At 43.7% G+C, this 24,844-nt stretch carries 19 protein-coding genes; 15 read left to right on the forward strand and 4 right to left on the reverse strand.

The genetic code is table 11. The features are described from left to right. Positions 1 to 147 precede the first annotated feature (147 nt). Both TZ97_RS00875 and trxA read left to right on the forward strand, forming a co-directional pair. Positions 148 to 372, forward strand: coding sequence for a DUF4649 family protein (locus TZ97_RS00875; RefSeq protein ID WP_024054957.1), 225 nt, complete (start codon positions 148 to 150; stop codon positions 370 to 372). Positions 373 to 384: 12 nt separating this feature from the next. Continuing rightward, entirely contained in the window at positions 385 to 699 is a 315-nt protein-coding gene (trxA, locus tag TZ97_RS00880) for a thioredoxin (protein ID WP_003013593.1), read from the forward strand. Between the two features lie 77 nt (positions 700 to 776). On the opposite strand, the gene TZ97_RS00885 is transcribed toward trxA, so the two are convergent. Both TZ97_RS00885 and pepF read right to left on the reverse strand, forming a co-directional pair. Continuing rightward, positions 777 to 1,652, reverse strand: coding sequence for a hypothetical protein (locus tag TZ97_RS00885; RefSeq protein WP_045759073.1), 876 nt, complete (start codon positions 1,650 to 1,652; stop codon positions 777 to 779). A gap of 129 nt (positions 1,653 to 1,781) precedes the next feature. Then, on the reverse strand, positions 1,782 to 3,578 hold the full coding sequence (gene pepF / locus TZ97_RS00890; RefSeq protein ID WP_045759074.1) for an oligoendopeptidase F: 1,797 nt from the start codon (positions 3,576 to 3,578) through the stop codon (positions 1,782 to 1,784). A gap of 330 nt (positions 3,579 to 3,908) precedes the next feature. Here pepF and TZ97_RS00895 point away from each other — a divergent pair, with 330 nt between their 5' ends. The 12 genes from TZ97_RS00895 (at position 3,909) to TZ97_RS00950 (ending at position 19,647) form a co-directional block, all read left to right on the forward strand. Then, complete coding sequence (locus tag TZ97_RS00895) at positions 3,909 to 4,874, forward strand: hypothetical protein (protein WP_024054789.1); 966 nt, start codon at positions 3,909 to 3,911, stop codon at positions 4,872 to 4,874. Between the two features lie 47 nt (positions 4,875 to 4,921). Continuing rightward, positions 4,922 to 7,567, forward strand: coding sequence for an SEC10/PgrA surface exclusion domain-containing protein (locus tag TZ97_RS00900; protein ID WP_045759075.1), 2,646 nt, complete (start codon positions 4,922 to 4,924; stop codon positions 7,565 to 7,567). A gap of 78 nt (positions 7,568 to 7,645) precedes the next feature. Then, on the forward strand, positions 7,646 to 8,968 hold the full coding sequence (locus TZ97_RS00905; protein ID WP_045759076.1) for a DUF6287 domain-containing protein: 1,323 nt from the start codon (positions 7,646 to 7,648) through the stop codon (positions 8,966 to 8,968). Positions 8,969 to 8,980: 12 nt separating this feature from the next. Next, positions 8,981 to 9,718, forward strand: coding sequence for a hypothetical protein (locus TZ97_RS00910; RefSeq protein WP_045759077.1), 738 nt, complete (start codon positions 8,981 to 8,983; stop codon positions 9,716 to 9,718). A gap of 584 nt (positions 9,719 to 10,302) precedes the next feature. Further along, positions 10,303 to 12,525 (forward strand): polyribonucleotide nucleotidyltransferase, encoded by a 2,223-nt coding sequence (pnp, locus tag TZ97_RS00915; RefSeq protein ID WP_045759078.1) that lies wholly within the window; start codon positions 10,303 to 10,305, stop codon positions 12,523 to 12,525. A 24-nt stretch (positions 12,526 to 12,549) separates the two neighbouring features. After that, a complete protein-coding gene (cysE, locus tag TZ97_RS00920) occupies positions 12,550 to 13,167 on the forward strand; it encodes a serine O-acetyltransferase (RefSeq protein WP_003018264.1) in 618 nt (205 codons plus the stop codon). A 12-nt stretch (positions 13,168 to 13,179) separates the two neighbouring features. Continuing rightward, the gene (locus TZ97_RS00925; RefSeq protein WP_045759079.1) at positions 13,180 to 14,046 is read left to right on the forward strand and encodes a GNAT family N-acetyltransferase; all 867 of its coding nucleotides are present in this window, start codon (positions 13,180 to 13,182) and stop codon (positions 14,044 to 14,046) included. A gap of 20 nt (positions 14,047 to 14,066) precedes the next feature. Further along, positions 14,067 to 15,410, forward strand: a complete 1,344-nt coding sequence (gene cysS / locus TZ97_RS00930) for a cysteine--tRNA ligase (protein WP_045759080.1) — start codon at positions 14,067 to 14,069, stop codon at positions 15,408 to 15,410. Further along, positions 15,403 to 15,801 (forward strand): Mini-ribonuclease 3, encoded by a 399-nt coding sequence (locus tag TZ97_RS00935; RefSeq protein ID WP_045759081.1) that lies wholly within the window; start codon positions 15,403 to 15,405, stop codon positions 15,799 to 15,801. The genes cysS and TZ97_RS00935 overlap by 8 nt, the downstream gene beginning before the upstream one ends. Then, positions 15,798 to 16,658, forward strand: a complete 861-nt coding sequence (locus tag TZ97_RS00940; protein WP_045759082.1) for a helix-turn-helix domain-containing protein — start codon at positions 15,798 to 15,800, stop codon at positions 16,656 to 16,658. The genes TZ97_RS00935 and TZ97_RS00940 overlap by 4 nt, the downstream gene beginning before the upstream one ends. A 124-nt stretch (positions 16,659 to 16,782) precedes the next feature. Continuing rightward, on the forward strand, positions 16,783 to 17,913 hold the full coding sequence (locus TZ97_RS00945; protein WP_045759083.1) for an ABC transporter ATP-binding protein: 1,131 nt from the start codon (positions 16,783 to 16,785) through the stop codon (positions 17,911 to 17,913). A 66-nt stretch (positions 17,914 to 17,979) separates the two neighbouring features. Then, positions 17,980 to 19,647, forward strand: coding sequence for an alpha-glucosidase (locus TZ97_RS00950; RefSeq protein ID WP_045759084.1), 1,668 nt, complete (start codon positions 17,980 to 17,982; stop codon positions 19,645 to 19,647). A 58-nt stretch (positions 19,648 to 19,705) separates the two neighbouring features. Here the strand turns inward: TZ97_RS00950 and TZ97_RS00955 are convergent, their stop codons facing one another. Together TZ97_RS00955 and TZ97_RS00960 are read right to left on the reverse strand one after the other, a co-directional pair. Then, complete coding sequence (locus TZ97_RS00955; RefSeq protein ID WP_045759085.1) at positions 19,706 to 22,936, reverse strand: LPXTG-anchored zinc carboxypeptidase; 3,231 nt, start codon at positions 22,934 to 22,936, stop codon at positions 19,706 to 19,708. 114 nt (positions 22,937 to 23,050) lie between these two features. Beyond that, positions 23,051 to 24,013, reverse strand: coding sequence for an aromatic acid exporter family protein (locus TZ97_RS00960; RefSeq protein ID WP_045759086.1), 963 nt, complete (start codon positions 24,011 to 24,013; stop codon positions 23,051 to 23,053). A 96-nt stretch (positions 24,014 to 24,109) separates the two neighbouring features. On the opposite strand from TZ97_RS00960, the gene rlmB reads away from it, so the two are divergent. Further along, positions 24,110 to 24,838 carry a 23S rRNA (guanosine(2251)-2'-O)-methyltransferase RlmB gene (gene rlmB / locus TZ97_RS00965; protein ID WP_045759087.1) on the forward strand — a complete coding sequence of 243 codons (729 nt, stop codon included), beginning with the start codon at positions 24,110 to 24,112 and terminating at the stop codon, positions 24,836 to 24,838. The last annotated feature ends 6 nt before the right edge of the window (positions 24,839 to 24,844 follow it).

The raw sequence follows: 24,844 nt of genomic DNA on the forward strand, positions 1-24,844 counted from the left end.
AAGAATGGAGCTCTCTGAATTCAGAGGGCTGTTTTCTTGTCTTTTCCTTATCGAACGAGATTCATTATTCTGAGGGAGTCGTTTTGTTTGACAGATGTAATGTATAGAGTTACAATTGATGCATCATAAGAAATAGAGGTTATCGATATGATTGATATTACATATCTAGACGGTGCAAAACAAGAAAGAGTCATGCATTTTGATTCCTACGATGAGTTTGAACGCTCCCAACAAGCTTGCTTAATTGGGGTAGCAGATTTTTATCCTGTTGTGAAACTAACCTATAATGGTCATGAGTTGGATTACCAAGGGACATACGGAGATGTCTTCTTCTATTTGATGAAGCAAGATTTGACGCAGTACCAAAACTAAAGGAGAAAGAAAATGGCAAAAGCAATTACAGACGCAACATTTGAAGCAGAAACAAAAGAAGGCTTGGTCTTGGTAGACTTTTGGGCAACCTGGTGTGGTCCATGTCGCATGCAAGCTCCTATTTTAGAAAAATTATCGGAAGAACTTTCGGAAGATGAGTTAAAAATCCTAAAAATGGATGTGGACGAAAATCCAGAAACAGCGCGTGCTTTCGGCATTATGTCTATCCCAACCTTGCTCTTTAAAAAAGATGGGCAGGTTGTTAAACAAGTAGCAGGAGTGCATACCGCAGCACAAATTAAGGCCATTGTGGCGGAGTTGAGTTAAAAAGCAAAAAAGCTAAAGAAGAATGAACCTTCTTTAGCTTTTTTTATGCGCGATGACATTCGTTTCTATTAGAGAGCTTACCATGCTAATCCAATACTGGCTATTTCTTTTTTTGAAGCGAATTGCCCATTTGGTCTGTGCCATCTTCCACTTGCATCTCTATAATATCCACCGCCCGAAACAGTTTGATTTTGTGCTTGTTGTTGCTGCGCTTGTTGGGCAGCTTGTCTTGCCTGTTCAGCAGCTGCGGCTTGTCGAGCTTGTTCAGCTTGTTGTTCTCTGACAGTAATAGCATTTTGTACTAATCCAACACGATGAGTTAAGCGATCTTTTGTTCCTTGATCAGCTACATTTGCGATGGCAGCTTGAGCTGGAGCAATATTTTCTATTACTTGATTGTTTTCTAAGGCTTGTACGGCAGACTCAGCTTGAGCAGCAAGTTGTTTTGCTTCAGCCTCTTTTTTTTCACGCTCTTCTTTTTCTTTTCGTTCCTGTTCTTCTTTCGCCTTTTTCTCGCGTTCTTCTTTTTCTTTTCGTTCTTGTTCTTCTTTTGCCTTTCTCTCTTTTTCAGCTTTCTCTGCTTTCTCTTTCTCAGCTTTTTCTTTTACTTCTTTTTCACGTTTTGCCTCAGCCTCTTTTTTCGCACTTTCATCATTTTTAGAAGGAGTGGATGCAAAATGAGTGGCTTGAGCCTGCTCTTCTTGCTTAGTGGAAGCAATATTAGGGTTGATTAAGTATGCACCTCCGACTGCAAGAACTGAAGCAATAGCAGCGATATTTCTTTTAGCAGCGTTGGGTTTCTTTTTAGCAAAATACCAGGCAAATCCTATACCACAAAAAAATAGGATAGGAAGAATGATCTTGGGATTAAAAATCATAAAGAGGATTTCGAGACCGTAAAGAACGACTTTCCAAACTGGTTGGGCCATGATATAATCGACAAACTTTTTCATTTTTTTCTCCATATTTAGTAATATTTTTCACAATAATCATACCACAATATAAGAGCGCTTTCAATCACTAACTGGTAACATTTTAATAAAAAAATCAGACTTAGATTAAACTAAGTCTGAAAATTGTTCTTATTCTCCCAATTCTGCACTGTAGGCAATAATTTGATCCACAGTGTCTGAAAGGAATTGGATGGTATCGCGAAGTGGTTTGTCAGTTGAGATATCTGCTCCGATGATCATGGCTGACTCAAGTGGGGTCTTGCTACCACCTGATTTGAGGAGGTCCAGCCAATCTTTAGCTCCATTTTCGGAGTTCTTCAAATGCAGGTAACCCGCTGTTGAGATAACCAAGCCTGCTGAGTAGGTGTAGCTGTAAAGCCCCATGTAGTAGTGGCTTTGGCGCATCCAGGTCAAAGCTGCATCGTCATCGATTTCAACGGCGTCTCCCCAGAATTCAGTCAAGACTTCCTTCATGATGCTGTTGAGCTTGCTAGCACCGAAGGTACCACCTTCTTCGATCAGGGTGTAGACCTTGCGTTGGAAGGCTGCTTCCAACAAGTGGGTGATGAAGTTGTGGAAGTAGGTATCTGTCAAACGGTGAGCCAAGGCAAAGCGTTTTTGACGAGGATCGTCAAACTGGTGTTCCAAATAGTCGCTGAGGAGGAGCTCGTTAAAGGTAGAAGGAGCTTCCACATAGTAGGTCGACATGTGGGCGTTGAAGTAGCTTTGGTTGTTGTCTGAGAAGATAAACTGACCAGAGTGTCCGATCTCGTGGATCAGGGTGTAGACATCGCTCATGCGTCCTGTCCAGCTCATGAGGACATAAGGATGAACGCGGTATGGATCGGCTGCATAGCCACCAGAATCCTTACCTTCATTGGCTGCGAAATCAACCCAGCGTTCGGTTTGGTAGCGGGCAATTTCGCGGGAATATTCTTCCCCAAGAGGTGCCACAGATTTCATGACCAAGTCATAGGCATCATCAATGGTAACATCAGGGTTGAGCGCACTGTCCAAGTCTAACTTCCAATCAGCAAAGGTCATTTTCTCAAGACCGTTGACCTTTGCTACGTGTTTGAGGAATTTTTGAGCGACTGGAGCGAAGTCCTTCATGATTAGGTCAATCTGGCGGTCAAACATAGAGCGATCCACTTCCTGCTCAGCTAAGAGATAGTCAAAGACAGAGTCATAGCCCCGCATATCTGCGATCAGTTTTTCAGACTTAACTTGAGCTAGATAGGTAGCTGCAGCTGTGTTTTGGTGCTTGCGGAGACCTTCTGAGAAAGAACGAAAGGCTTTTTCACGGACTTCCGCATTCTCATGGTTTTGGTAGAAGTTTTCATAGGTGACAAAGCTATTCTTGTAAACTTTTCCGTCCACTTCGAAATCAGCCATTTCAAAGTCGCCCGCCCGCATCTTGGTATAGATGTCTTGTGGTCCGTAGAAGACTTCACCCAGGTTGGTCAACGTTTTTTCGACATCAGCTCCTAAGTAGTGAGCTTTTTTGATTTTAGCCTGACGAATGGCAAAAGTGAGGTGAGGGAGTTGACCCAGGCGTTCAAGGACATCTTCATCCGCTTCTACCAAAGCATCATCAAAGAAGGAAAGTTCAACGCTTGCCCAAGTTTCGAAATCCATCCCTGCTTGGGCAATTTCCGCAAAAGCTTCATCGCCAAAATCCGTCGTTTGGGGCATAAAGCTGTAGTTGCCAATATGGCTGAGTTGGATCTGAATTTGTTCAAAGACTGCAAAGGCAGCTTCAAAGTCTTCAAAGGTGTGGAGGTTGCCCTTGTAGTTACGGACAAATTCATTAATTTCCTCGCGCGTTTTTTCAATAGCACGCAAGAAGTCTTCCTGGTCTTGATAGAGGGCTGTGAGGTCCCAGAGTTCGTTCTCAGGAAATTCAGAACGTTTTTTTAATTCCATAGTGTTCTCCTTTTGATCAAATAACTATACTAAGTATATCAGAAAAAAGGGCAGAAACATAGAGGGAGAGGGGAAAATGCTTGTGTAAAAATCTTGAAAAGAGCTGGAAAAAAGTTAAGATTAAAAAACTTAAGTTTAACCACTATATTTAGGTAAGGCATGGATTGGAATTTCGCTGATATACTTAGTACATCAGAGTATTGCATTTCATGCAATACTCAACACTAATGGCTCTAAAGAATATAAGGATTGCTTAATAATTTTTTGTGGCAATTCTTATATTCAAAATTTTAGTAAAATGTTGCTAATTAGTGATAGAGGAGGTTATTAATGGAAACAAGAGAAGAAATTGTCTCTAAATTAGAACTCATTCGTGAGAATATATTGGGATTTATTCAAGCCCGTTCACGTCAAGTTACACTTGTTAATCAAATGAGAACAGCCAAATTGATTCAACAAGATGAATATAACGAAAACACATTGTCTCATAAATCCCTCAAGCTTGCTTTTTCAATTATGGTATTTTCAAGTATTTCGATACTATTAGGGGATTTATTGTATGTCATCTTACTTGGTGCTGTGAATCGATTAATCGGTGATATTATCTTTGAAGTTTTGTTCTTATCAGGATTTTTATTTCTATTATTTCGTCGTATGAAAGGTTCAAAGGATAGCTGGATTTATCCAGCGACACTGATTATGGGAGGGATCTTACTTGTATTCCCTCTACGTTTGCTTTTGACTCCTAATCCTATAACATTAATTCTACTTGGAGTGTCAATTGTAGCCACTTATTTTATCATTCAAAATAAGCTGGAATTAATGATTGCGTTTGTGAATAAAGGTATTCGTAATAAAAATGAACAGCATTTAAGAGATTACCAAGCAGTGGTTGCAGAAAATCAACGATTAGAATTGGCCTATCAGCAAGAGGGACGTTTGATGGAAAATTTCCGGAATCAAGCTGTAGCAATTGGTCAAGGATGGTACCCTAAGGATTATTACGCACTAGATGCAGTGAATTATCTAATTCACGCGTTTAATAACTTTAAAGCAGATAACATAAAAGAAGCGATTAATTTATATGATACATATTTAGACCGAGAAGCACGTCGAGCCTTTGAGGCAGAGATGATCGAACTTGAGAAAGAGCAGATTATTAATCAAGAACGGATGATCAAGCTTCAAGAACATGCAAATATTTTAAGTGCAAGACAAATTGCAGAAACACAAGAAGCAGCTGCTGCATCACGTGCTGTAGCAAGTGAACTTGAGAATATTCGTTATGGAAGATAAGAAATCCGGGATAAATAGGTAGGGAAGAAAATAGAAGGAATATAATTATGAATAAAACAACAAAGAAAAGTATTGCTATTGGTGCTACTATTATTGCCGCTACTGCTGTAACTTCAGTTGTACAAGCTGAAGAAGCGTCAGTTGCTCAACCTCAGACAGGGACATCAGCAACTGTTTCAAATATCGATCATACTGCTGAGGTTACAAAAGAGGTAGTTGATACAGCAAAAGAGAAAGCTGATGAAGCAGCTAAATCAGTAGCTGAACAAGAAAAAGTTGTCAGCGTGGCCGATCAAAAGGCTAGGGAAGCTGAAGCCGCTGAAAAAACGACTGCAGCAAACTATGAAAAAACAAAGGAAGCTGCAGAAAAAGCAACACCAGAAAATATCGCAAAAGCTGAAGATACCATTAAAACAAAAGAGGCTGGTGTAAAATCGGCTGAAGAAACTGTTAAATCAGCTGAAGAAGGTGTGAAATCAGCTGAAAAAGCAGAATCTGAATCAGAAAAAGCTTATGAAGAGGCTACTAAACAAGTAGAAAATGAAAAAGTAAAAGTAGAATTAGCCAAGGAAGAAGTTAAGAAGGCAGAACAAGCTCTCAATGAAACGACATTAAGCAAAGCACAAGAGACAGTAACGATTGCAGGGAACAAATTAAAAGACGCTGAATCAACTCACAAAGCGACTCAAGATGAGTTGAATCGTGCAAAACAATTCGACGCATCTCGTCAAGCTAAGATTAACGAAACAAAATCAGCTCTTGATAAAGAACGCACAGAAAAGAACGTTCCTGCACTTGAACAAGGTCTCTCTGATGCAAAAGCTAACGTAGAAGCTAAAGAACAAGCTCTTGCTGAAACAAAAGCAAAAGCTGGTGTTGCACAAGCCGAAGTCGATGCTGCTCAAAAAGCACTTGACGATGCTAATAAAGTGTATCAAGAAAAACTTGCCAAATTAAAGCAAGACGAATCCATTCGTAAAATTGTTATTCCTAAAGAATATGCAAAACATGATATTACTGATTACCAATGGTTTATTGCTCATCAAGATGAATATATGAAATTGCAACCAGAAATTGACTGGGATGCATATAGCCAAACAGGCATTGGTTCTAACAAAGAAGTTATCGATCTTGCAAATCTTACATCAGCTCAACGTAAAGAACTTGCTGAATTTTCTTCTCAAATGTTGAACGACCTTAACCAACAATACTGGTCACAACGCGAACCTGGTAAAACAATTGAACCGCTCCAATTGACAGTAGGTGGTCAAGAAATGGCTGACACTATCGCTCGTAGATATTCTAAGTTCTATGCGGATAATGGAGGGACACCAGATAAGTTTAATTTTCTTAAAAATTGGGAACATCTATCTTCAATTCTTGGACAATACGGTGCGGGAGAATCTCTTGGGGGACTTTTACCAGAATGGCATAAAGAAAACTTTGACGGATACACTATGTTAAATATCAAACAAGACATTGCGAGCGCTATCCGTAAAATGATGTTTGCCGATGGTGACCAATCTAACGGTCACACAAAACATTTAATCACACTTCAAGGAACTGGTATTGGTATCGGCGTAAGTTCTGGTGCAGTCCACATCTTGTCAACAAGTCGTGCTATGAACGAAGATAAATCAGACTATATTAGTACTGATGCTGAATATAAAGCATCCCTTACTTCTTCGATTGCAGAGAAAGAACAGGCCCTTCAGGCAGCAAAAGATAAGAAAACAGCGGCAGATAATGCCGTTAAATCTGCTGAAAATGATCTTGCTTCCGCAAAAAAAGCTCAAGTTGACTCTCAAACAAAATTGAACGCTGCTCAAAATGCTATTGCGAAAGCTCAAAAAGCATACGATGACGCACTTGCGGTCAAAGAACAAACTCCAGCAGCTCAAGCTAAAGTAGCAGAGACAGCTAAAGCTCTTGAAACAGCTAGAGCAGAACTGGCAACCGCTCAATCAAATCTTACAAACTTGCAACAAGTTCGTGCGCAACGCGAATCTGGATTGAAAGACGCTAAAGCTAAATTGATTGCTCAAGAAGAAGCTCTGAAACAAGCCCTTCAGGCAGCGCTTGATGCTGAAAACGATTTGAAAGCAAAAGGTCTCGCAACAACTGAAGCAAAAGCTCAAGTTGAACGTGCTAAACAATCTGTCAAATCAGCAGAGCAAGCTGTACAAGACGCAAAAGACTATCTTGAGTTGCTTAAGAACGCACCTGTGAAACTTGCTGAAGCTGAAAAAGCATTGACTGAAGCTAAAGCTAAAACAGCTGAAGCTAAAGCAACTCTTGAAACAGAAATTGCAAAACTTGAAGCTTTGAAATTGAAAGCGAAAGCTTCTCAAGAAGATTACACTCGTGTTTTCGAAGCTTACCAAAAACTCGTTAAAGCAAAACAATTGGAAGAAACAATTCGTCGTGAGCAAGAACGTATCAAACACGAAAATGAAACTCGTCGCAACGAACCAGTTCGTCATGAATCCACTCAAAACAAAGTGATGAAGACAATCGTCCCGATCGTAACAGGAACTCCTGGTGCAAAAACACCAGTTGCAGCTCAAGAAGAACAAGCAAATACGAAGGAATTGCCATCAACTGGTGAAACTACAAGTGCACTTGGACTTATGGGGCTAGTAATGGCAGCTCTAGGTTTTGTTGAATTGAAACGCAAACGTGAATCAAAATAAAAACACTATTTAGGCTGGGGAAACCCAGCCTAAAATGATATAATTTTAAGAAAAAGATTGTTAAATGGGGAATTCTTTATGAAAAAGGTTATGATTTCACTACTGGCGGGTGCGTCCGTTCTATCTTTAGTGGCATGCACGCCCAAACGTTATGAACGCCAAAGCAAGCCAAAGACAGCAACGTCATCATCGGTTAAAAAAGAAAAGAAGGATACAGGTCAGAAGTATTATCAAGAGGTTTTGAAGCGGTATGCTAAGTATGATACAGCTCTTAAAAATGGGGATAAAACAGGCCTATTTGAGGAATTAGGCAAATTACAATCGGGTTCAGAAGAAAATATCTATCTGGATGCCTTGGAACGCTTGGGAACTCCCGTAACTTTCCAATACGCTTTTACAGACTTGAACCAAGATGGTGTGGATGAGCTCTTGGTGTCTAATCAATACACGGGAAACAAACAGTATGTTTCTGCTATCTATTACCTTAAAGGTCAAAAAGCTGAATTGCTCCATACAGCTTATACAGCTGCGGTGGGTGGCTATCGCTCTAGCTTAGATGTTTTTGACAATGGACAAATCGTCTATGCTACTTGGCAATCTGTGAATCCAGAAATGGAATTGACCCTTTATTCGCTAGGAAAAGGGGAAGCCAAGGAAGAAAAGAAAGCAACCATTCAAATTGGTGGGAAGGAAACGGCAGAACAGGCTCTTGGGATTTCAGCCAAGAAGTTGGACCTTAGTAAGCTTGATTGGAAAAAATTTGATGGTTCAGGGGATTCCAAATCAACAGCGAAAGCAGAAGAGAAAAAATCAGAAAGCTTCCAAGTACAAGTTGGCGTGGCCGATCTTCGTATTCGGAAAGAACCGTCTACTTCAGCACCCTCTGCAGGAATGATTGCAAAAGGAACTCACACCATTACGGAAACTGTAGAAGCGGAAGGTCATACTTGGGGCAAATTGGAATCTGGGCAAGGCTGGATCGCCCTTGACTATACAACGCGCGTGAATGGTTCTAAATCAGAAAGCTCAAGTAAGACAAGCAACAAAATGAACATTCAAGAAATTCAGAACGGTGATTTTTCAAGTATTGCAGGAACCTGGAGAAATGGGAAAGGTTGGACGCTAGTGTTTGATGGTGCTGGATCGCCAGATCAGGTTTTCCTGAATGGTGAAAATATGCTGGTCAATCGAATTCAACAAACAGATAATCACCTTAGTGGAGGATTCAGTAATCCTAAGTATAAGGTGGGTGGTGCAATTATAAGATTCATTCCAGCAGGAACTTCCCTACCTGTATACGTTGAACAAATAGCAGATCCTTCTGATATTGGAAAAGACCGTATTTGGACAGGTCAATCAGCAGGGTGGGAAGCAAGCGACTTCTTCTACCGTGTGGACTAAAGGAGTGGTACTATGAGAAAATTGATGATTTCACTACTGGCGGGTGTGTCTGTTCTATCTTTAGTAGCCTGTGCTCCGAAACGCTACGAGCGTAAGCATGCTCCAGTAGGAACTTCATCCATCAAGAAGTCCTCTGGTGAGACCCAAGAAAAAGAGCAGTCGCAAGAAGAAAAGTCAGATGAAAAGGACAAAGAAGCCATTGGGACCTTGTCAAAAGCAGACCAAGCGGACATCTATTCGATCATTGAAAACAGTGCGTCTTTGACCTATTCGCTTCAGGTACAACCGACTCGCTTGCTGGAGTTGAACAATGATCACGGTGCGGTTGATGGTTACCCACAAGACATGTTCATTGATTACTACAATACCTACACGCCTGGGACCTATAATCTGCAAGATGTCATTGATAAATTGAATGCAGAAGAGACATCGGACTCTATCCGCAGTCTTTCACAAGACCAGCTGATCCAACTAACAAATGAAAAGAAAAATGGCTGGATCTATTCGACAAAAGACAAGGCCTTCTACGAAGTTGTTCCTGGTGGTCGTGGCGGAGCGATGCCACCGATGGAAATCTCTTCACCGGATGAATGGGTGATCAATGAAGATTCAGTTGAAGTGACAACGACCATCCAAGGAACTTCCGATCCATACAGACGTTTTGTCTTGAAACGCAACAACAAGAATTACAAGGGTGGAACCCACAAAACACGCTTTTATGTCGACAGCACTGAATTCGCGAAATCTTAAAAATAAATAGAAGCTATACCTGGATCTAAAATTTTTATATAGGTCTCTTGGAAGATTCGCAGAAAAAGGCCCTTAAAGCCTTTTTCTTTTGGGCTTGAATATGTTAAAATAAAAGGTATACGTGCTTGGATACAAAGATGAGGATATAACATACAGATGGGCTGCGTCAATAGAATGCTATCATGCGTAATTGAACCCGGCCGAAAAGCTGTGTAAAAAAGATAAACTGTCTTGTCTTCATCGAAGACTTCGCCAGTTTCCTATTTTTACTTTGCTTTTGACGGCCTTAGTATCTTGATAGTTGAACACGGGCTAAATCCCTAGTGAAAAAGATAGATTTCCTGGTGTGCATCGCACACTGTGTCAATCTCCTATTTTCATACGGGATTCTTCACGCCCTTTGTATCCTGATGAACTGAATTTCGGCCTCATTTCTTAGGAAAAAAGATAAGCTTCCTAGCACTCATCGAGTGCGGCGTCACCTTCCTATTTTTCTACAGAAATGTTCGGCAAGCCGAACCGTCCAAAATATCTTGATCTTTGTAGGCAAGTCGTATAATTTTATCAATCCAAAGGGGATTACAATGACAAAACAAGTGTTTCAAACGACTTTTGCGGGTCGTGAGTTAATCGTAGAGACTGGTCAGGTTGCTAAGCAAGCAAATGGCTCTGTTGTCGTGCGTTATGGTGAGTCAACTGTCTTGACGGCAGCTGTCATGTCTAAGAAAATGGCAACTGGGGATTTCTTCCCACTTCAAGTCAACTACGAAGAAAAAATGTATGCGGCTGGGAAATTTCCTGGTGGCTTTATGAAACGTGAAGGACGTCCTTCAACAGATGCGACTTTGACAGCGCGTTTGATCGACCGTCCGATCCGTCCAATGTTTGCGGAAGGTTTCCGTAACGAAGTGCAAGTCATCAACACAGTGCTTTCTTACGATGAAAATGCATCTGCACCAATGGCTGCCATGTTTGGTTCATCATTGGCCTTGTCTATTTCAGATATTCCATTTGACGGACCAATCGCTGGGGTACAAGTGGGTTATGTTGACGGGGAAATCATCATCAACCCAACGCAAGAACAAGCTGAGCGCTCTCTTCTTGAATTGACAGTAGCTGGTACCAAACACGCTATCAACATGGTAGAGTCTGGTGCCAAAGAATTGTCGGAAGAAATCATGTTGGAAGCCCTTCTTAAAGGGCACGAAGCCGTTAAAGAATTGATTGCCTTCCAAGAAGAAATCGTTGCGGCGGTCGGTAAAGAAAAAGCAGAAGTGGAATTGCTTCATGTAGATGCTGACTTGCAGGCTGAAATCATCGCAGCCTACAACAGCGACCTTCAAAAAGCGGTTCAAGTAGAAGAAAAATTGGCGCGTGAAGCTGCAACTCAAGCAGTCAAAGACCAAGTCATTGCTACTTACGAAGAAAAATATGCCGACCACGAAGAGTTTGATCGCATCATGCGGGATGTGGCTGAAATCTTGGAACAAATGGAACACGCAGAAGTGCGCCGTTTGATCACAGAAGACAAGGTTCGTCCTGACGGTCGTAAGGTCGATGAAATCCGTCCTTTGGATGCGCAAGTCGACTTCCTTCCTCGCGTGCACGGTTCAGGTCTCTTTACGCGTGGACAAACGCAAGCCCTTTCTATCTTGACCTTGGCACCAATGGGTGAAACACAAATCATCGATGGTCTGGATCCAGAGTACAAGAAACGCTTTATGCACCACTATAACTTCCCGCAATACTCTGTTGGTGAAACTGGACGTTACGGTGCACCAGGTCGCCGTGAAATTGGTCACGGTGCTCTCGGTGAGCGTGCCCTTGCTCAAGTATTGCCAAGCTTGGAAGAATTCCCATATGCCATCCGTTTGGTAGCAGAAGTCTTAGAATCAAATGGTTCTTCATCTCAAGCCTCTATCTGTGCGGGAACACTTGCCCTTATGGCTGGTGGTGTGCCAATCAAGGCGCCAGTAGCTGGTATTGCTATGGGTCTGATCTCAGATGGAAACAACTATACAGTATTGACAGATATCCAAGGTTTGGAAGACCACTTTGGAGACATGGACTTCAAGGTTGCAGGAACTCGTGACGGGATCACAGCCCTTCAAATGGATATCAAGATCCAAGGGATCACTGCAGAAATCTTGACTGAGGCACTTGCTCAAGCCAAGAAAGCTCGTTTTGAAATCCTTGATGTCATCGAAGCAACCATTCCAGAAGTTCGTCCAGAATTGGCTCCAACTGCTCCGAAAATTGATACCATCAAGATTGATGTCGACAAGATTAAGATTGTCATCGGTAAGGGTGGAGAAACCATCGATAAGATCATCGCTGAAACAGGCGTTAAGATTGATATCGACGAAGAAGGAAACGTATCGATCTACTCGAGCGACCAAGATGCAATTAACCGCGCCAAAGAGATCATTGCAGGTTTGGTACGTGAAGCCAAAGTGGATGAAGTCTACCATGCCAAAGTGGTTCGGATCGAGAAATTTGGTGCCTTTGTCAACCTCTTTGACAAGACGGATGCCCTCGTTCACATCTCTGAAATGGCTTGGACGCGCACTAACCGTGTCGAAGACTTGGTAGCGATTGGCGATGAAGTGGATGTTAAGATTATCAAGATTGACGAAAAAGGTCGTGTCGATGCTTCTATGAAGGCACTATTGCCACGTCCGCCAAAACCTGAACATTCAGAAGAAAAAGGTGAAAAGGGTCCTCGTCACGGCGATCGTCCTCGTCACCACAACAAAGACCACAAACCTAAAAAAGACTTTACCATTACACAAAAAGATTCAGAATAAGCATTAGAAAAGGAGGAGCACGGTATGGGATGGTGGCGTGAAACCATCAATATTGTAAAAGAAAATGACCCAGCAGCGCGTACCTCGCTGGAGGTCCTTTTGACCTATCCGGGCGTCAAAGCACTGGCAGCTCACCGTGTTTCCCACTTTTTGTGGAACCATGGTTTTAAGCTCTTGGCGCGGATGCATAGCCAATTTTGGCGTTTTTGGACCCAGATTGAGATCCATCCAGGTGCGACCATTGCTTCTGGTGTCTTTATCGACCATGGAGCGGGCCTCGTTATCGGGGAAACAGCCATTGTTGAAAAAGGTGTTATGCTCTACCATGGGGTGACCCTTGGGGGAACAGGAAAGGATGTCGGCAAACGCCATCCGACGGTACGTGAAGGAGCCTTGGTCTCCGCCCATGCCCAAGTCATCGGCCCGGTGGAAATCGGAGCCAAGGCCAAAGTCGGAGCAGGGGCTGTCGTCGTCTCAGATGTACCAAGTGATGTGACCGTTGTCGGTGTTCCTGCCAAGATTGTGCGGGTACACGGTCGAAAAGACGAACCAGTCATTCATCAAGAAGAAGAAAAACGGGAATACTACATGAACAAGCTGGAGCATGCTAAGGAAGCTAGCCATCGGTCTTCGAGCTTGTAAGGAGATCGCTACGTGATTCAATCAACCAATACATTGAATGACCACCAACTACTGGAAGCAAAGGCCCTTATTGCCATCTGTCAGAAGTATGACGGAACGTTTCGGGATCCTTATCTCTCCAATATGCTCAATTTTGATCCCGATATGCCGGCCTTTTTCCTTTATTATGAAAAAGGTGAACTTGTTGGCCTATTAACTATCTATGCGGATGACCAAGATGTGGAAGTAGCGATCCTGGTCCACCCTAATCACCGTCGTCAGGGAATTGCACGTGCTTTGTATGGAAGTTTTGAGAAAGAAACGGCGTCTTATCCAATTGAGTCTGTGACTTTTCAGACAGAGCGTATTTTTCTAGAGAATCATCCTGATTTTGCCAGCAATTGGGGACTGGTTGAGGATGACGAAACAGAAACCTGGTTATATAAAGATAGAAGACCTTATCCGTTAGTAAATGATTCCAATCTGGAAGTTTTGTTAGCAGATCGTTCGTATCAGGATCAAATTAGTCAGTTAAAATTTGAGGCATTTTCAGAGGAACATGAATCGAGAGAAGTTGTGGATAGATATGTCGCCAAAGCTCTGAAAGATCCAGAAAGTCGCCTGTATATTTTGCTAAAAAATGGTCAGGTTATTGGGACTTGCACGGTTGATTTATCGAGTAATACCAATTACTTCTACGGTTTAGCAATTGCTGAACTTGAACGCGGAAAAGGCTATGGAAGCTATTTAGCAAAATCCCTCGTCAACCAACTCATGGAGCAAAATGATAAGGCATTTCAGATTGCAGTGGAAGACAGCAATGTAGGTGCCAAACGTTTGTATGAAAAGATTGGCTTTGTCAAACAGACTCAGGTGGTTTATTTGAAGCCAAAAGAGTAGAAACAGAAAGGAAATGAAGCGTGTTAAAAATTTATGATACCATGTCTCGTGATTTGCGAGAATTTGCCCCCATCGAGGAAGGGAAGGTCCGCATGTATGTTTGTGGGCCAACAGTTTACAACTATATCCACGTTGGGAATGCCCGTTCAACGGTAGCCTTTGACACGATTCGTCGCTACTTTGAGTATCGTGGCTACGAAGTTGCCTATATTTCCAACTTTACCGATGTGGATGATAAGATCATCAACCGTGCCAAGGAAGAAGGCATTACTCCTCAGGAAGTGGCGGATAAGTACATCGCGGCCTTTCGTGAAGATGTGACGGCTCTTGGTGTCAAGCCTGCAACCCGCCACCCTCGTGTGGTTGAGTTTATGGACGACATCATCCGTTTTGTCGCTGATTTGATCGAAAAAGGCTATGCTTACGAGAGCCAAGGCGATGTCTATTTCCGTGTGGAAAAATCTCACAACTATGCTAAGTTAGCCAACAAAACTCTAGAAGACTTGGAGCTAGGTGCTTCTGGTCGGACAGATGAAGAGACGGCCCGCAAGGAAAATCCAGTCGATTTTGCCCTTTGGAAGGCTGCTAAACCAGGAGAGATTTCTTGGGATAGCCCTTGGGGACCTGGTCGTCCGGGTTGGCACATCGAGTGTTCGGTCATGTCAACGGGGATTTTAGGCGATACTATTGATATCCACGGTGGTGGAGCCGACCTTGAGTTTCCGCATCATACCAACGAAATTGCTCAGTCTGAAGCTAAAACGGGCAAGACCTTTGCCAACTACTGGATGCACAATGGCTTTGTCAATATCGACAATGTCAAGATGTCCAAGTCCTTAGGTAACTTCATTACTGTGCATGATGCATTGAAGACCATCGATGGGCAAGTCCTTCGCTTCTTCTTTGCGACCCAGCACTACCGCAAGCCGATTAACTTTACAGAAAAAGCTGTCCGCGATGCGGAGACTAACCTCAAGTATTTGAAAAATACTTATGAGCAACCTTTCGCCGGAGAAGTGGATCCAGCAGACTTACAAAACTTTGTGGACAAGTTTATTGCGGCCATGGATGAGGATATCAATGCCGCTAACGGAATCACCGTTGTCTTTGAATTGGCCAAATGGATCAATTCAGGTCACTACAATCAAGACGTTAAGGATGCCTTGGCAAAGATGTTAGAAGTCTTTGGAGTGGTCTTTGTTGAAGAAGTTTTGGATGCGGATATTGAAGCCTTGATCGCTGAACGTCAGGAAGCGCGGGCTAAGAAAGATTTTGCGCGAGCAGATGCGATTCGCGATGAATTGGCTGCGCAAGGAATCAAGCTCTTGGATACAAAAGAAGGTGTAAGGTGGACACGTGATTGATGTCAATCTAATCAATGGGATCGCCCTTGCCTTTGAAGGGGATGCGGTCTATTCCATGTATATTCGCAGGCACCTAATTTTTCAAGGGATGACCAAGCCCAATAAGCTTCACCAGGCTGCAACCCGCTACGTCTCTGCTAGAGCTCAGGCTAGCTTGATTGAAAGCATGCTGGAGCAAGAAATTCTGGCGGAAAAAGAGTTGGAGATCTACAAGCGCGGTCGCAATACCAATAGCCATACCAAGGCCAAAAATGCGGATGTCGTGACCTATCGCATGTCGACGGGCTTTGAGGCTGTCATGGGCTATCTCCATATGACGGGGGAGTTCTCTCGTCTAGAAGAGCTGATTGACTGGTGCATCCAGCAAGTAGAAGAAGGAAGAAAGCAGTGAAAAATATCAGAGAGTGGTTTCCTCATGCAGAGGTGACGGATCAAGCCAATCCACCAGCTGGTTATGTAGCCATTCCCCTTCAGGCTCATCAATGGCTGCTGCTGAAGGAAGAAGAGCTAACCGAGCGAGAAAAACAATTGATTTCCTGGTTGGGTGGTGAAGAAGAGGTTGCCCCTAATCCTTGGTACCAGTACCTGATCGATGGAAAGGGAGAAGCCCCTCAAGTCATCAAAAAAATGCAGCTCGTCTATTGCCACCTCTCGCATTCAACAGCAGAAGGGACGGCTTCTTGGTTAGAGATGATGCAGACACTCTTGCCCAACTTTCGGGCAGTCTTGCAACTGAGTGGACAGGACTATGTACTCATTCTAGATCAAGAGCAGTCGCTGGTTGTGGCTGATATCTTAAAAGATACCGTCTCTGCCATGGAGTATGATTTCAACATTCGCTTATCCATCATGGTCGGGCAAGTATGGACTGAGTCAAAAGCTGGGAAAGTATCTCCGGTTATCCGAGCAGAACAGGCCGTCTTTCGAGCTTGGATTCGAGAAGGTCATCAAGGTGTCTATCGCTTTTCTCAACTCTATCTGTGGGGAATCGAGCAGGCAGATTTGGATCTCACTCCAATCAAGGCAAGTTTGCATCAGTTGATTGAAAGTCAAGATCAATTGCAAGACATCATTGTTGCTCTTTGGGACAATGGGGCAGTTGTAACCAAGGCCGCCCAGCAACTCTATCTCCACCGCAATTCGCTCCAATACAAGATTGACAAGTGGGAGGAGTTGACGGGTCTTCAGTTGAAAAATCTGACAGATCTAGCCCTGTGCTATCATTTGGTCTTACAAGATGTGATTTAAACGAAATAAATCCAGAGTTTTGTGCAACTTGCACAAAACTCTTTTTCTTTTTTGTGAGACTTGCCATAGATTTGTAAAACGTTTTCATTTACAATAGAACTATAAAAATCAAAGGAGTACCATCATGGTAGAATTGAATCTTAGTCACATTTATAAAAAATATCCAAATAGCGAACATTACTCAGTTGAAGACTTCAACTTGGACATCAAAGACAAAGAATTTATCGTTTTCGTAGGTCCTTCAGGATGTGGTAAATCAACGACTCTTCGTATGATCGCTGGTCTTGAAGACATCACAGAAGGTGAATGTTCAATCGATGGTACTGTTGTAAACAACGTGGCACCTAAAGACCGTGACATCGCCATGGTATTCCAAAACTACGCTCTTTACCCACACATGACTGTGTACGATAACATGGCATTTGGTTTGAAATTGCGTAAATATAGCAAGGAAGATATCGACAAACGTGTACAAGAAGCAGCTGAAATCCTTGGCTTGAAAGAATTCTTGGATCGTAAACCAGCTGACCTTTCTGGTGGTCAACGTCAACGTGTGGCTATGGGACGTGCCATTGTACGTGATGCAAAAGTGTTCTTGATGGACGAACCTTTGTCAAACTTGGATGCGAAACTTCGTGTATCCATGCGTGCTGAAATTGCGAAAATCCACCGTCGTATCGGAGCTACAACCATCTACGTAACCCACGACCAAACAGAAGCGATGACATTGGCTGACCGTATCGTTATCATGTCTGCTACTAAAAACCCAGCTGGTACTGGTACTATCGGACGTGTGGAACAAATCGGTACTCCGCAAGAAGTGTATAAAAACCCAGTCAACAAATTCGTAGCTGGATTCATCGGAAGCCCTGCAATGAACTTCATTAACGTGAAATTGGAAGGTGGATACATCGTTGCCAATGGCTTGAATTTGAAAGTTCCAGAAGGTGCTTTGAAAGTTCTTCGTGAAAAAGGCTATGATGGTAAAGAATTGATCTTTGGTATCCGTCCAGAAGACGTGAACACAGAAGCTGCTTTCCTTGAAACTTTCCCAGAATCAGTCGTGAAAGCAACCATCTCAGTGTCTGAGTTGCTCGGTTCTGAATCTCACTTGTACTGCCAAGTTGGTGACAACGAATTTATCGCAAAAGTAGATGCGCGTGACTACCTTGGAACTGGTGAAACAATCGAACTTGGATTTGACTTGAACAAAGCTCACTTCTTCGATAAAGAAACTGAAAAAACAGTATACTAATACCTACTGACACTATAGAGACTGAGACGATTTGTCTCGGTCTCTTTCATTTTAAGGAGACAAGACATGGAAAAAGACTGGTGGAAGGGGAAGGTCGCTTACCAGATTTACCCAAAAAGCTTTAAGGACAGCAATGGCGATGGTGTTGGTGATTTAAAAGGAATCACGGAGAAACTCGATTACCTTCAACAGTTGGGGATTGATATTCTCTGGTTATCGCCTGTTTACAAGAGCCCTTTTATTGATCAGGGATATGATATTTCCGATTATTATGCCATTGACCCCCTTTTTGGGAGCATGGAAGATATGGAAGAGTTGATTGCGGAAGGTAAGAAGCGAGGGATTTCTATCATTATGGACTTGGTGGTTAACCATTGCTCCAGTCATCACGAGTGGTTCCAAAAGGCTTTAGCGGATCCAGATGGCCCTTATGCGGATTACTTTTATTTTATCGAAAGTGACAAAGAACCCAACAACTGGGAAAGTTACTTTGGGGGCAGTGTTTGGGAGCCGGTTCCTGGCACCAACAAATACTATCTTCATTCTTTCCACAAGGATCAGCCAGATCTCAATTGGCAAAATCCTGTCTTGCGCGAAGAAATTTACAGGATGATCAATTGGTGGTTGGATAAGGGAATCGCGGGCTTCCGGATTGATGCCATCATCAATATTAAAAAGGATTTAGAATGGCGTTCGCTTCCATCAGACCGTAAGAATGGCCTGGTCCCAGTGCCGGAGTCGTTGGTGAATGCGCAACCCATTGAACCCTTCTTGCAAAAGTTAAAGGAGCGAACCTTTGCCAAGTACAATGCTTTCACTGTAGGAGAAGTTTTCAATGAAACCGATGAAGAATTGCATTTCTTCATTGGAAAAGACGGTGTCTTTTCTTCTATCTTTGACTTCAAGCAAACCTGCTTGGGGCAGGAAGGAAAGGGCTGGTTTGACCATACTCTTCCAACAGCGGAAGAACTCAAGGAAAGTATTTTCCAAGCGCATGAGCGCGCAGATAGGATTGGTGTTCTCTCGACCATCATCGAAAACCACGACGAACCTCGTGGGGTGTCCCATTATATCGCAGAAGGTCCAGTAAACGATACCAGTAAAAAAGCCCTGGGAACCATTCAGGTTTTGCGCAAGGGAATTCCGTTTATCTATCAAGGTCAAGAAATTGGAATGGAGAACCAAGTCTTTGAATCAGTGGAGGACTTTGATGATATCGCGACCATCAATGGCTACCACGTTGCTAAAGAAGCTGGTTTGAGTGAGGAAGAAGCCTTGGCCGCGATTGCCAAATACAGCCGGGACAATGCGCGGACACCGATGCAGTGGTCAGCGGAGCCAGGTCTGGGCTTTAGCGATGGACCAGCCTGGCTGATCAGTCCCAAACCAGACTATTCTATTAATGTAGAAGACCAGGAAAAGGATCCAGATTCTATTTTGAATTATTACCGTCAGCTGACGGCCTTGTATCGCCATCCCCTATATGGAAATACCATCCGGTTTGGAGATATGATCCCAGCGTATCGGGACCGCGAGAATATCATCGCCTTTGAACGCCGTGGGGACAAGCGTCTCTTGGTAATCAGCAATTTCCAAAATCGCCAGGCTACCTTGGAGTTGCCAGCTCCGATTAAAACAGTCGTTTTAAATAATACAGCAGGATTATTCCAAGAAGGAGACCAAGTGCTCGAATTAGTCCCTTACCAAACGGTTGTGTTGGAACTAGCAGAATAGAAAGAACCTTCGCAGATGCGAAGGTTCTTTTCATGTCATCCAGGTCTAAACCTGGAACTTACTCAACTTCTTTCTTTTTCAAGAGGAGGAAGCCTCCGCTAACGGCTAACAAGAAGCCTGAAAGAATGAAGTGTGCGGTTGTGTCTTCTCCAGTTTGTGGCAATTGTGCCTTAGCTGGACTTTCTTGGAAGCTTTGTCCTACTTGGTAAGTCAAGGCTTGCACGCTTTCTCCATTTTCAGTTGTCGTTTCTTTTTGTGGAAGGAGCACTTTAGGAGTGTCCTTATTGGCTAAGATTGGCTGTGGATTGGTTGTTTGGTTATGAATTGGAACCACTACTTGATCTGGTTCTTTAGCTGGAACGTAATCCATCAAACTTGCCAACTTGCTGCCAAAGATCGCATTGGTTACCCAACGGAAGAAGTGGATAGGGTGTTGACGGTTGGTTGGATTTCCTGCATAGACAAAGAGTGGTTGTCCCATCAGTTCTCCAGAGATGGCCATGACTTTGTTGGCTAGAACATCGTTATGTGGCCACCAACCTGCAATATAATAATCGCTCGGAGCGATGCTCATCAAGGTCTTGAAATGCTCTGGAACCTTTTCAATCCAGTTTCCTGAGTTGGAGTAGAAGAGGGTATTCTTCTTGTATCCGCTGGTCAATGGATCCTGATCATCAATGATGGCTTTCATCAAGCCTTCGTAGTCACTACCGCCTTTTAGTTTTTCAGCGTCAAATCCTGCAAGAACTCCCAATTTTTCCAATTTTTGCATGGCTTCCCCACCAATGACAAGGGTTGGTTTCTTGCCAAAAATGGAAGCGTCAAAGCGATTGCTTTCCAAAATAACAACATCCGCTTCTTCTGGCGTATTGACGATTTGGAAGCCTAATTTTTCAAGGACCAAACTAGTATGAGCAGGCGCATCTACTCCAGCCCAATTATAGTGGTAGTTTGGAGAGTAGACCTTCATCGGTTTCAAGGTTGGGCCGCTTGGTACCTTGTAGAGGGCATCACCATAAATGGCATAGTTTGGCAGGAGCGAAGCAAAGGTATCGCGGTCAACAATGTAGCCATCGTCTGTTAGATAGACAGATTTACCTTGCGCGATGGCCTGGTTGACAGCTTTAACGGCACTGGCTGAGGTATTTGCTATCACATAGTAAGGAGCTTTTGGATCGATCTCAGAGGTACGAGTGGCGCGGGTGGTGGTGACTTCTCCTAATTTTCCGTTGAAAAGACCATCCGCAAAGACAGGTTCGGACTTGAACCCTCTCATATCTGGGAAGTTGACCAGCAACTCTGCGTACATAGCAGCCCAGGCAGATTCGTTGGAGCCCTTGTAGAGAATGTGGTTAGCATAGCCACGTTTGGCTTGGGCCATGTCAATGACTAAGTCCCCTTTTTTATAGTTGCCAATATCTTCTTTGAGTTCCTTGACGAGGACACCATTGCGTTTGAAGTAGTCGATCATATTAAAGGCTTCTTGGGCATCGTTGTCTTTGTCGAGGCTCATTGGGATGACGTAGTAGTCTGGGAAGAATTTCGGACGACCATTTTTCACACGTCCAACGATTTCCCCATTTGGACCGACCAGTTCATTTTCAGCTTTTGGATCTTCGGTTTTATTGAGACCGCGCAGGTAGAAGTTGAGACGCATCTCAAGGAGACGGTCTGGATCTTGGTTGAGGAAGTCAATTCCGCCTAGGACAGCATTGCGTCCCGCCTTGTAGGATTCTTCATTTCCTTCCGGAATTTCGATAGTATGGCCTAAGATACCATGGTAGACTGCATAAACCCCTGTATAGCCAGAGAAGGAGTCATCCCAGCCATCGCCCCAATCCAGTTTTGGAATGATGTAACTTTCGTATTTGGAATTGGCAACCCCTGCGCGACCCATATGGTGAGCATTTTCCAGCATGAGGTTGGACATGAGGTCATATTCAAAGTTCGGATCATGTGGCGGCGTTGCATGTTCGATCAAGAATTCTTTGATAAAACCGTGTAAGTCGTAGAGAGCGATCGGATTCCATTTGTTGATCATTTGGATAACCGTGCGAACTTCAGGGTTGGTTTGGTAGCTGGCATCCCGGTTTGGATCGAGTCCGTTTGCTAGGGCCCGCAGGTTGAGAGCATCCCCATCTGGGTTTTCCGTGAAGTCAAATAAGAAGATGAATTTATTGAGCAAGGTTGGAATATCTAGCGTGACAGTTTTAGCATTTCCAGCTTCATCTGTAGTGTTAAAGGTCACCTTTTCCTTGGTCGCAAAGGTATTGAAGAGGCCTGTGATGATATCAATGCCTGGCTGCTCATCCGCGTGGGTGTTGTGGACTAAGACAGGTAATTTGTAATCCAAGGTCTTGTCTTTTAGGGCGGCCAGCATTTCGCTTGGCTTAGTCAAAGCTGTAGGGTTGGTACTAGAGAGGTAGTGATCGATGCTGGCTTGGTCCTTGCTCACGATCCCCATCTTCATATCCCGTCCTTGGGCACTCTTGCCAAGGGTTTCCAGCTGCACTAAACGATCGGGTTTCGCTTCTTCCTTGGATTTTTCGATAGCAGCTAGCATCTCTTCATGCGTATGGTAGTCTTGGTAAGGTCGAAAAACAAGGGTCTTATTGATGGTCACACCCAAGTCTGCATTGGTCCCGACTAGTTCATGGTTGCCGATGTAGTTGCGATAAGTCCGGCGAATATTATTTGGGCTACGAAGACTGAGATCTTCACCAAAGAGATCCTGCACGTCAATGTGGAGATCCAGATCATTGCCGTTTGCGGTCTCTGTGATAGTGAGGAATGGATCCTTGCTCAGTGTTCCTGTCTCCATATCCCAAGTTTTCCACTCAGAGAGAGGCTTATTGTCTAAGGTCCAGTTGATCTTGCCAGCAGCTTGAGCTTTTTCTTGGACTTTGTCATCAATCGTACTCTTTTCAGAGAGATAAATGGTGCTATCCGCCAATCGAGTCGCTTGGTCAGCGGTTGTTGTAGCACGGTTAGTGCTTGGACTAGCGGCTGGAGCAACTTCTGTAGTAGAAGTCGCATCAGAAGTCGCTGCTGGTTCCGCAGAAGTGGCAGTGACTGCGGTGTCTTCTTTTTCAGCTACAGAAGGACTGGTCGTCTCGGCTGTCACAGGTTGCTCAGTAGCAGGTGTCGCTTCAAGGACCGTGCTTGGTTCCGCTTGAGGCGCTTCTAAGCTATCGGCTGAAGCTTGGCCATGACCGATAACGGAAAGCAAGACAGCCGCTGAGAGGCTGAGTGTTGTAGTGTACAAATGTTTCTTATACGAAGACTTCATATAGAAGACCCTCCTTAAAAAGTTATTTTCTAGTTCTAGTATACCATTTTAGGAAAGCGTTTACAACAACTGCCCTAATAAAAAAGCCTTTGCATCTTGCAAGGGCTTCTTTGTCTATTCTGTTTCCTCATGGAATTGTTGGTAAAAATCAACCTTGACCTGGATGAAAGTTTCTAAGTCTCTTAAGAGTTGGAGCAAGGTAGCGCGTGTTTCGAATTCTTCACGGGTCTTAGGAAGAGGGCGTTCGCGAAAGATCGCTAAATACTGACTAATATCATCAAGAAGATCTTGGGCGGGATTTTCCTGACTTAACTGTTGGGCTGTCTTCTTAAATAGTTGTGCTAGGATCATACTTTCACTCGCCGCCAACTGACAGCGGTTGACGTTTTCTGCCATATCCCGCAGAATATCGTTTTGCCGCTTGCGCATTTCGAAGTAGTGAATATGGTAGTTGGTTTGGTGAAAGAGGTGGTTGGAATGGTCCAGATAGACTAGATTCAAGGCATCCTGTAGGATGCTATCTAATTCCTTAATCAAGCGCGCATCATTTCGGCCATCCCCTTTACCAAGTAATTCCGCAAAACGACCAAGAATCTTCTTCAGTTGCTCTTCAACAACATCATGGTAATGATCGATCGCTCCTTGGTTAGAAGGCATATAGAGGTTGGCCAGCAGGGCAAAGCTGGTCCCGATTAAAAAGAGAGCAAGTTCATTGAGCAAGAGTCCCCAGGAAGTAGACTGCTCAATCAAGAGGTGGGTGACCAGCACCGTGCTTGGCGTGATGCCGATCTGCCAACCCAATAGGAAGGCGCAAGGAACATAGAGAGCGATAAAGACTCCCAGTGACCAAAGGTTGAATCCAAAAAAGGAAAAAGCGAGACTTCCGATCACAAGGGCCAGTAAGGTCGACATAAAGCGCTGGTAGGCCTGCTTGATGGTACTGCGACGCGTATCAGAGATACTCAAGATGGCAATGACGCCAGCTGAGATGGCATAGGTCAAGCCCAGAGCATAAGCAAGGGCTGCTGCTAAACAGGTGGCCAAGGTGAGCTTGATGGTTCGTTGAAAAAGAGGCATGGCTTCCTTTCTAGTTTGCTTCGTTCATTGAGATAGATTTGATTTCATTATATCATGAATTGGCCTCTTCCTCCTTTCTTGTGGTATACTAGTTCTATGGAAAATAACGATATCGTATACGGTGTCCACGCAGTCACCGAGGCTTTACAAGCCAATACAGGCAATAAATTATATATTCAAGAAGACCTCCGAGGAAAAAATGTCGACAAGATCAAGGCCTTAGCAGCTGAGAAAAAAGTGTCGATTTCTTGGACGCCAAAGAAAACCCTGCAGGAAATGACGGAAGGAGCTGTTCACCAAGGCTTTGTTCTCCGTGTGGCAGCCTTTGCTTACACAGACTTGGCAGCGATTCTGAAACAGACAGCCAAAGAAGAGAACCCTCTTTTATTGATTCTCGATGGCTTAACAGATCCGCACAATCTTGGATCTATCATACGGACAGCTGATGCGACCAATGTCTCAGGAGTCATCATTCCTAAGCATCGGGCAGTCGGGGTAACCCCAGTGGTGTCAAAAACTTCTACTGGAGCAGTGGAACACATTCCCATTGCGCGTGTGACCAATCTTAGCCAAACCCTAGACAAGTTAAAGGAAGAGGGCTTCTGGATCTTTGGAACCGACATGAACGGCACGCCATCTCATCAGTGGAATACGGCTGGTAAGTTGGCTTTGATCATTGGTAATGAAGGAAAAGGGATCTCAACCAATATCAAAAAGCAAGTCGATGAGATGATCACCATTCCTATGAATGGCCATGTTCAAAGCCTCAATGCCAGTGTGGCAGCAGCCATCCTCATGTATGAGGTCTTTCGCAACCGACTATAAATAGTA

This window comes from Streptococcus parasanguinis (assembly GCF_000963275.1).
Lineage (GTDB): Bacteria > Bacillota > Bacilli > Lactobacillales > Streptococcaceae > Streptococcus > Streptococcus parasanguinis_B.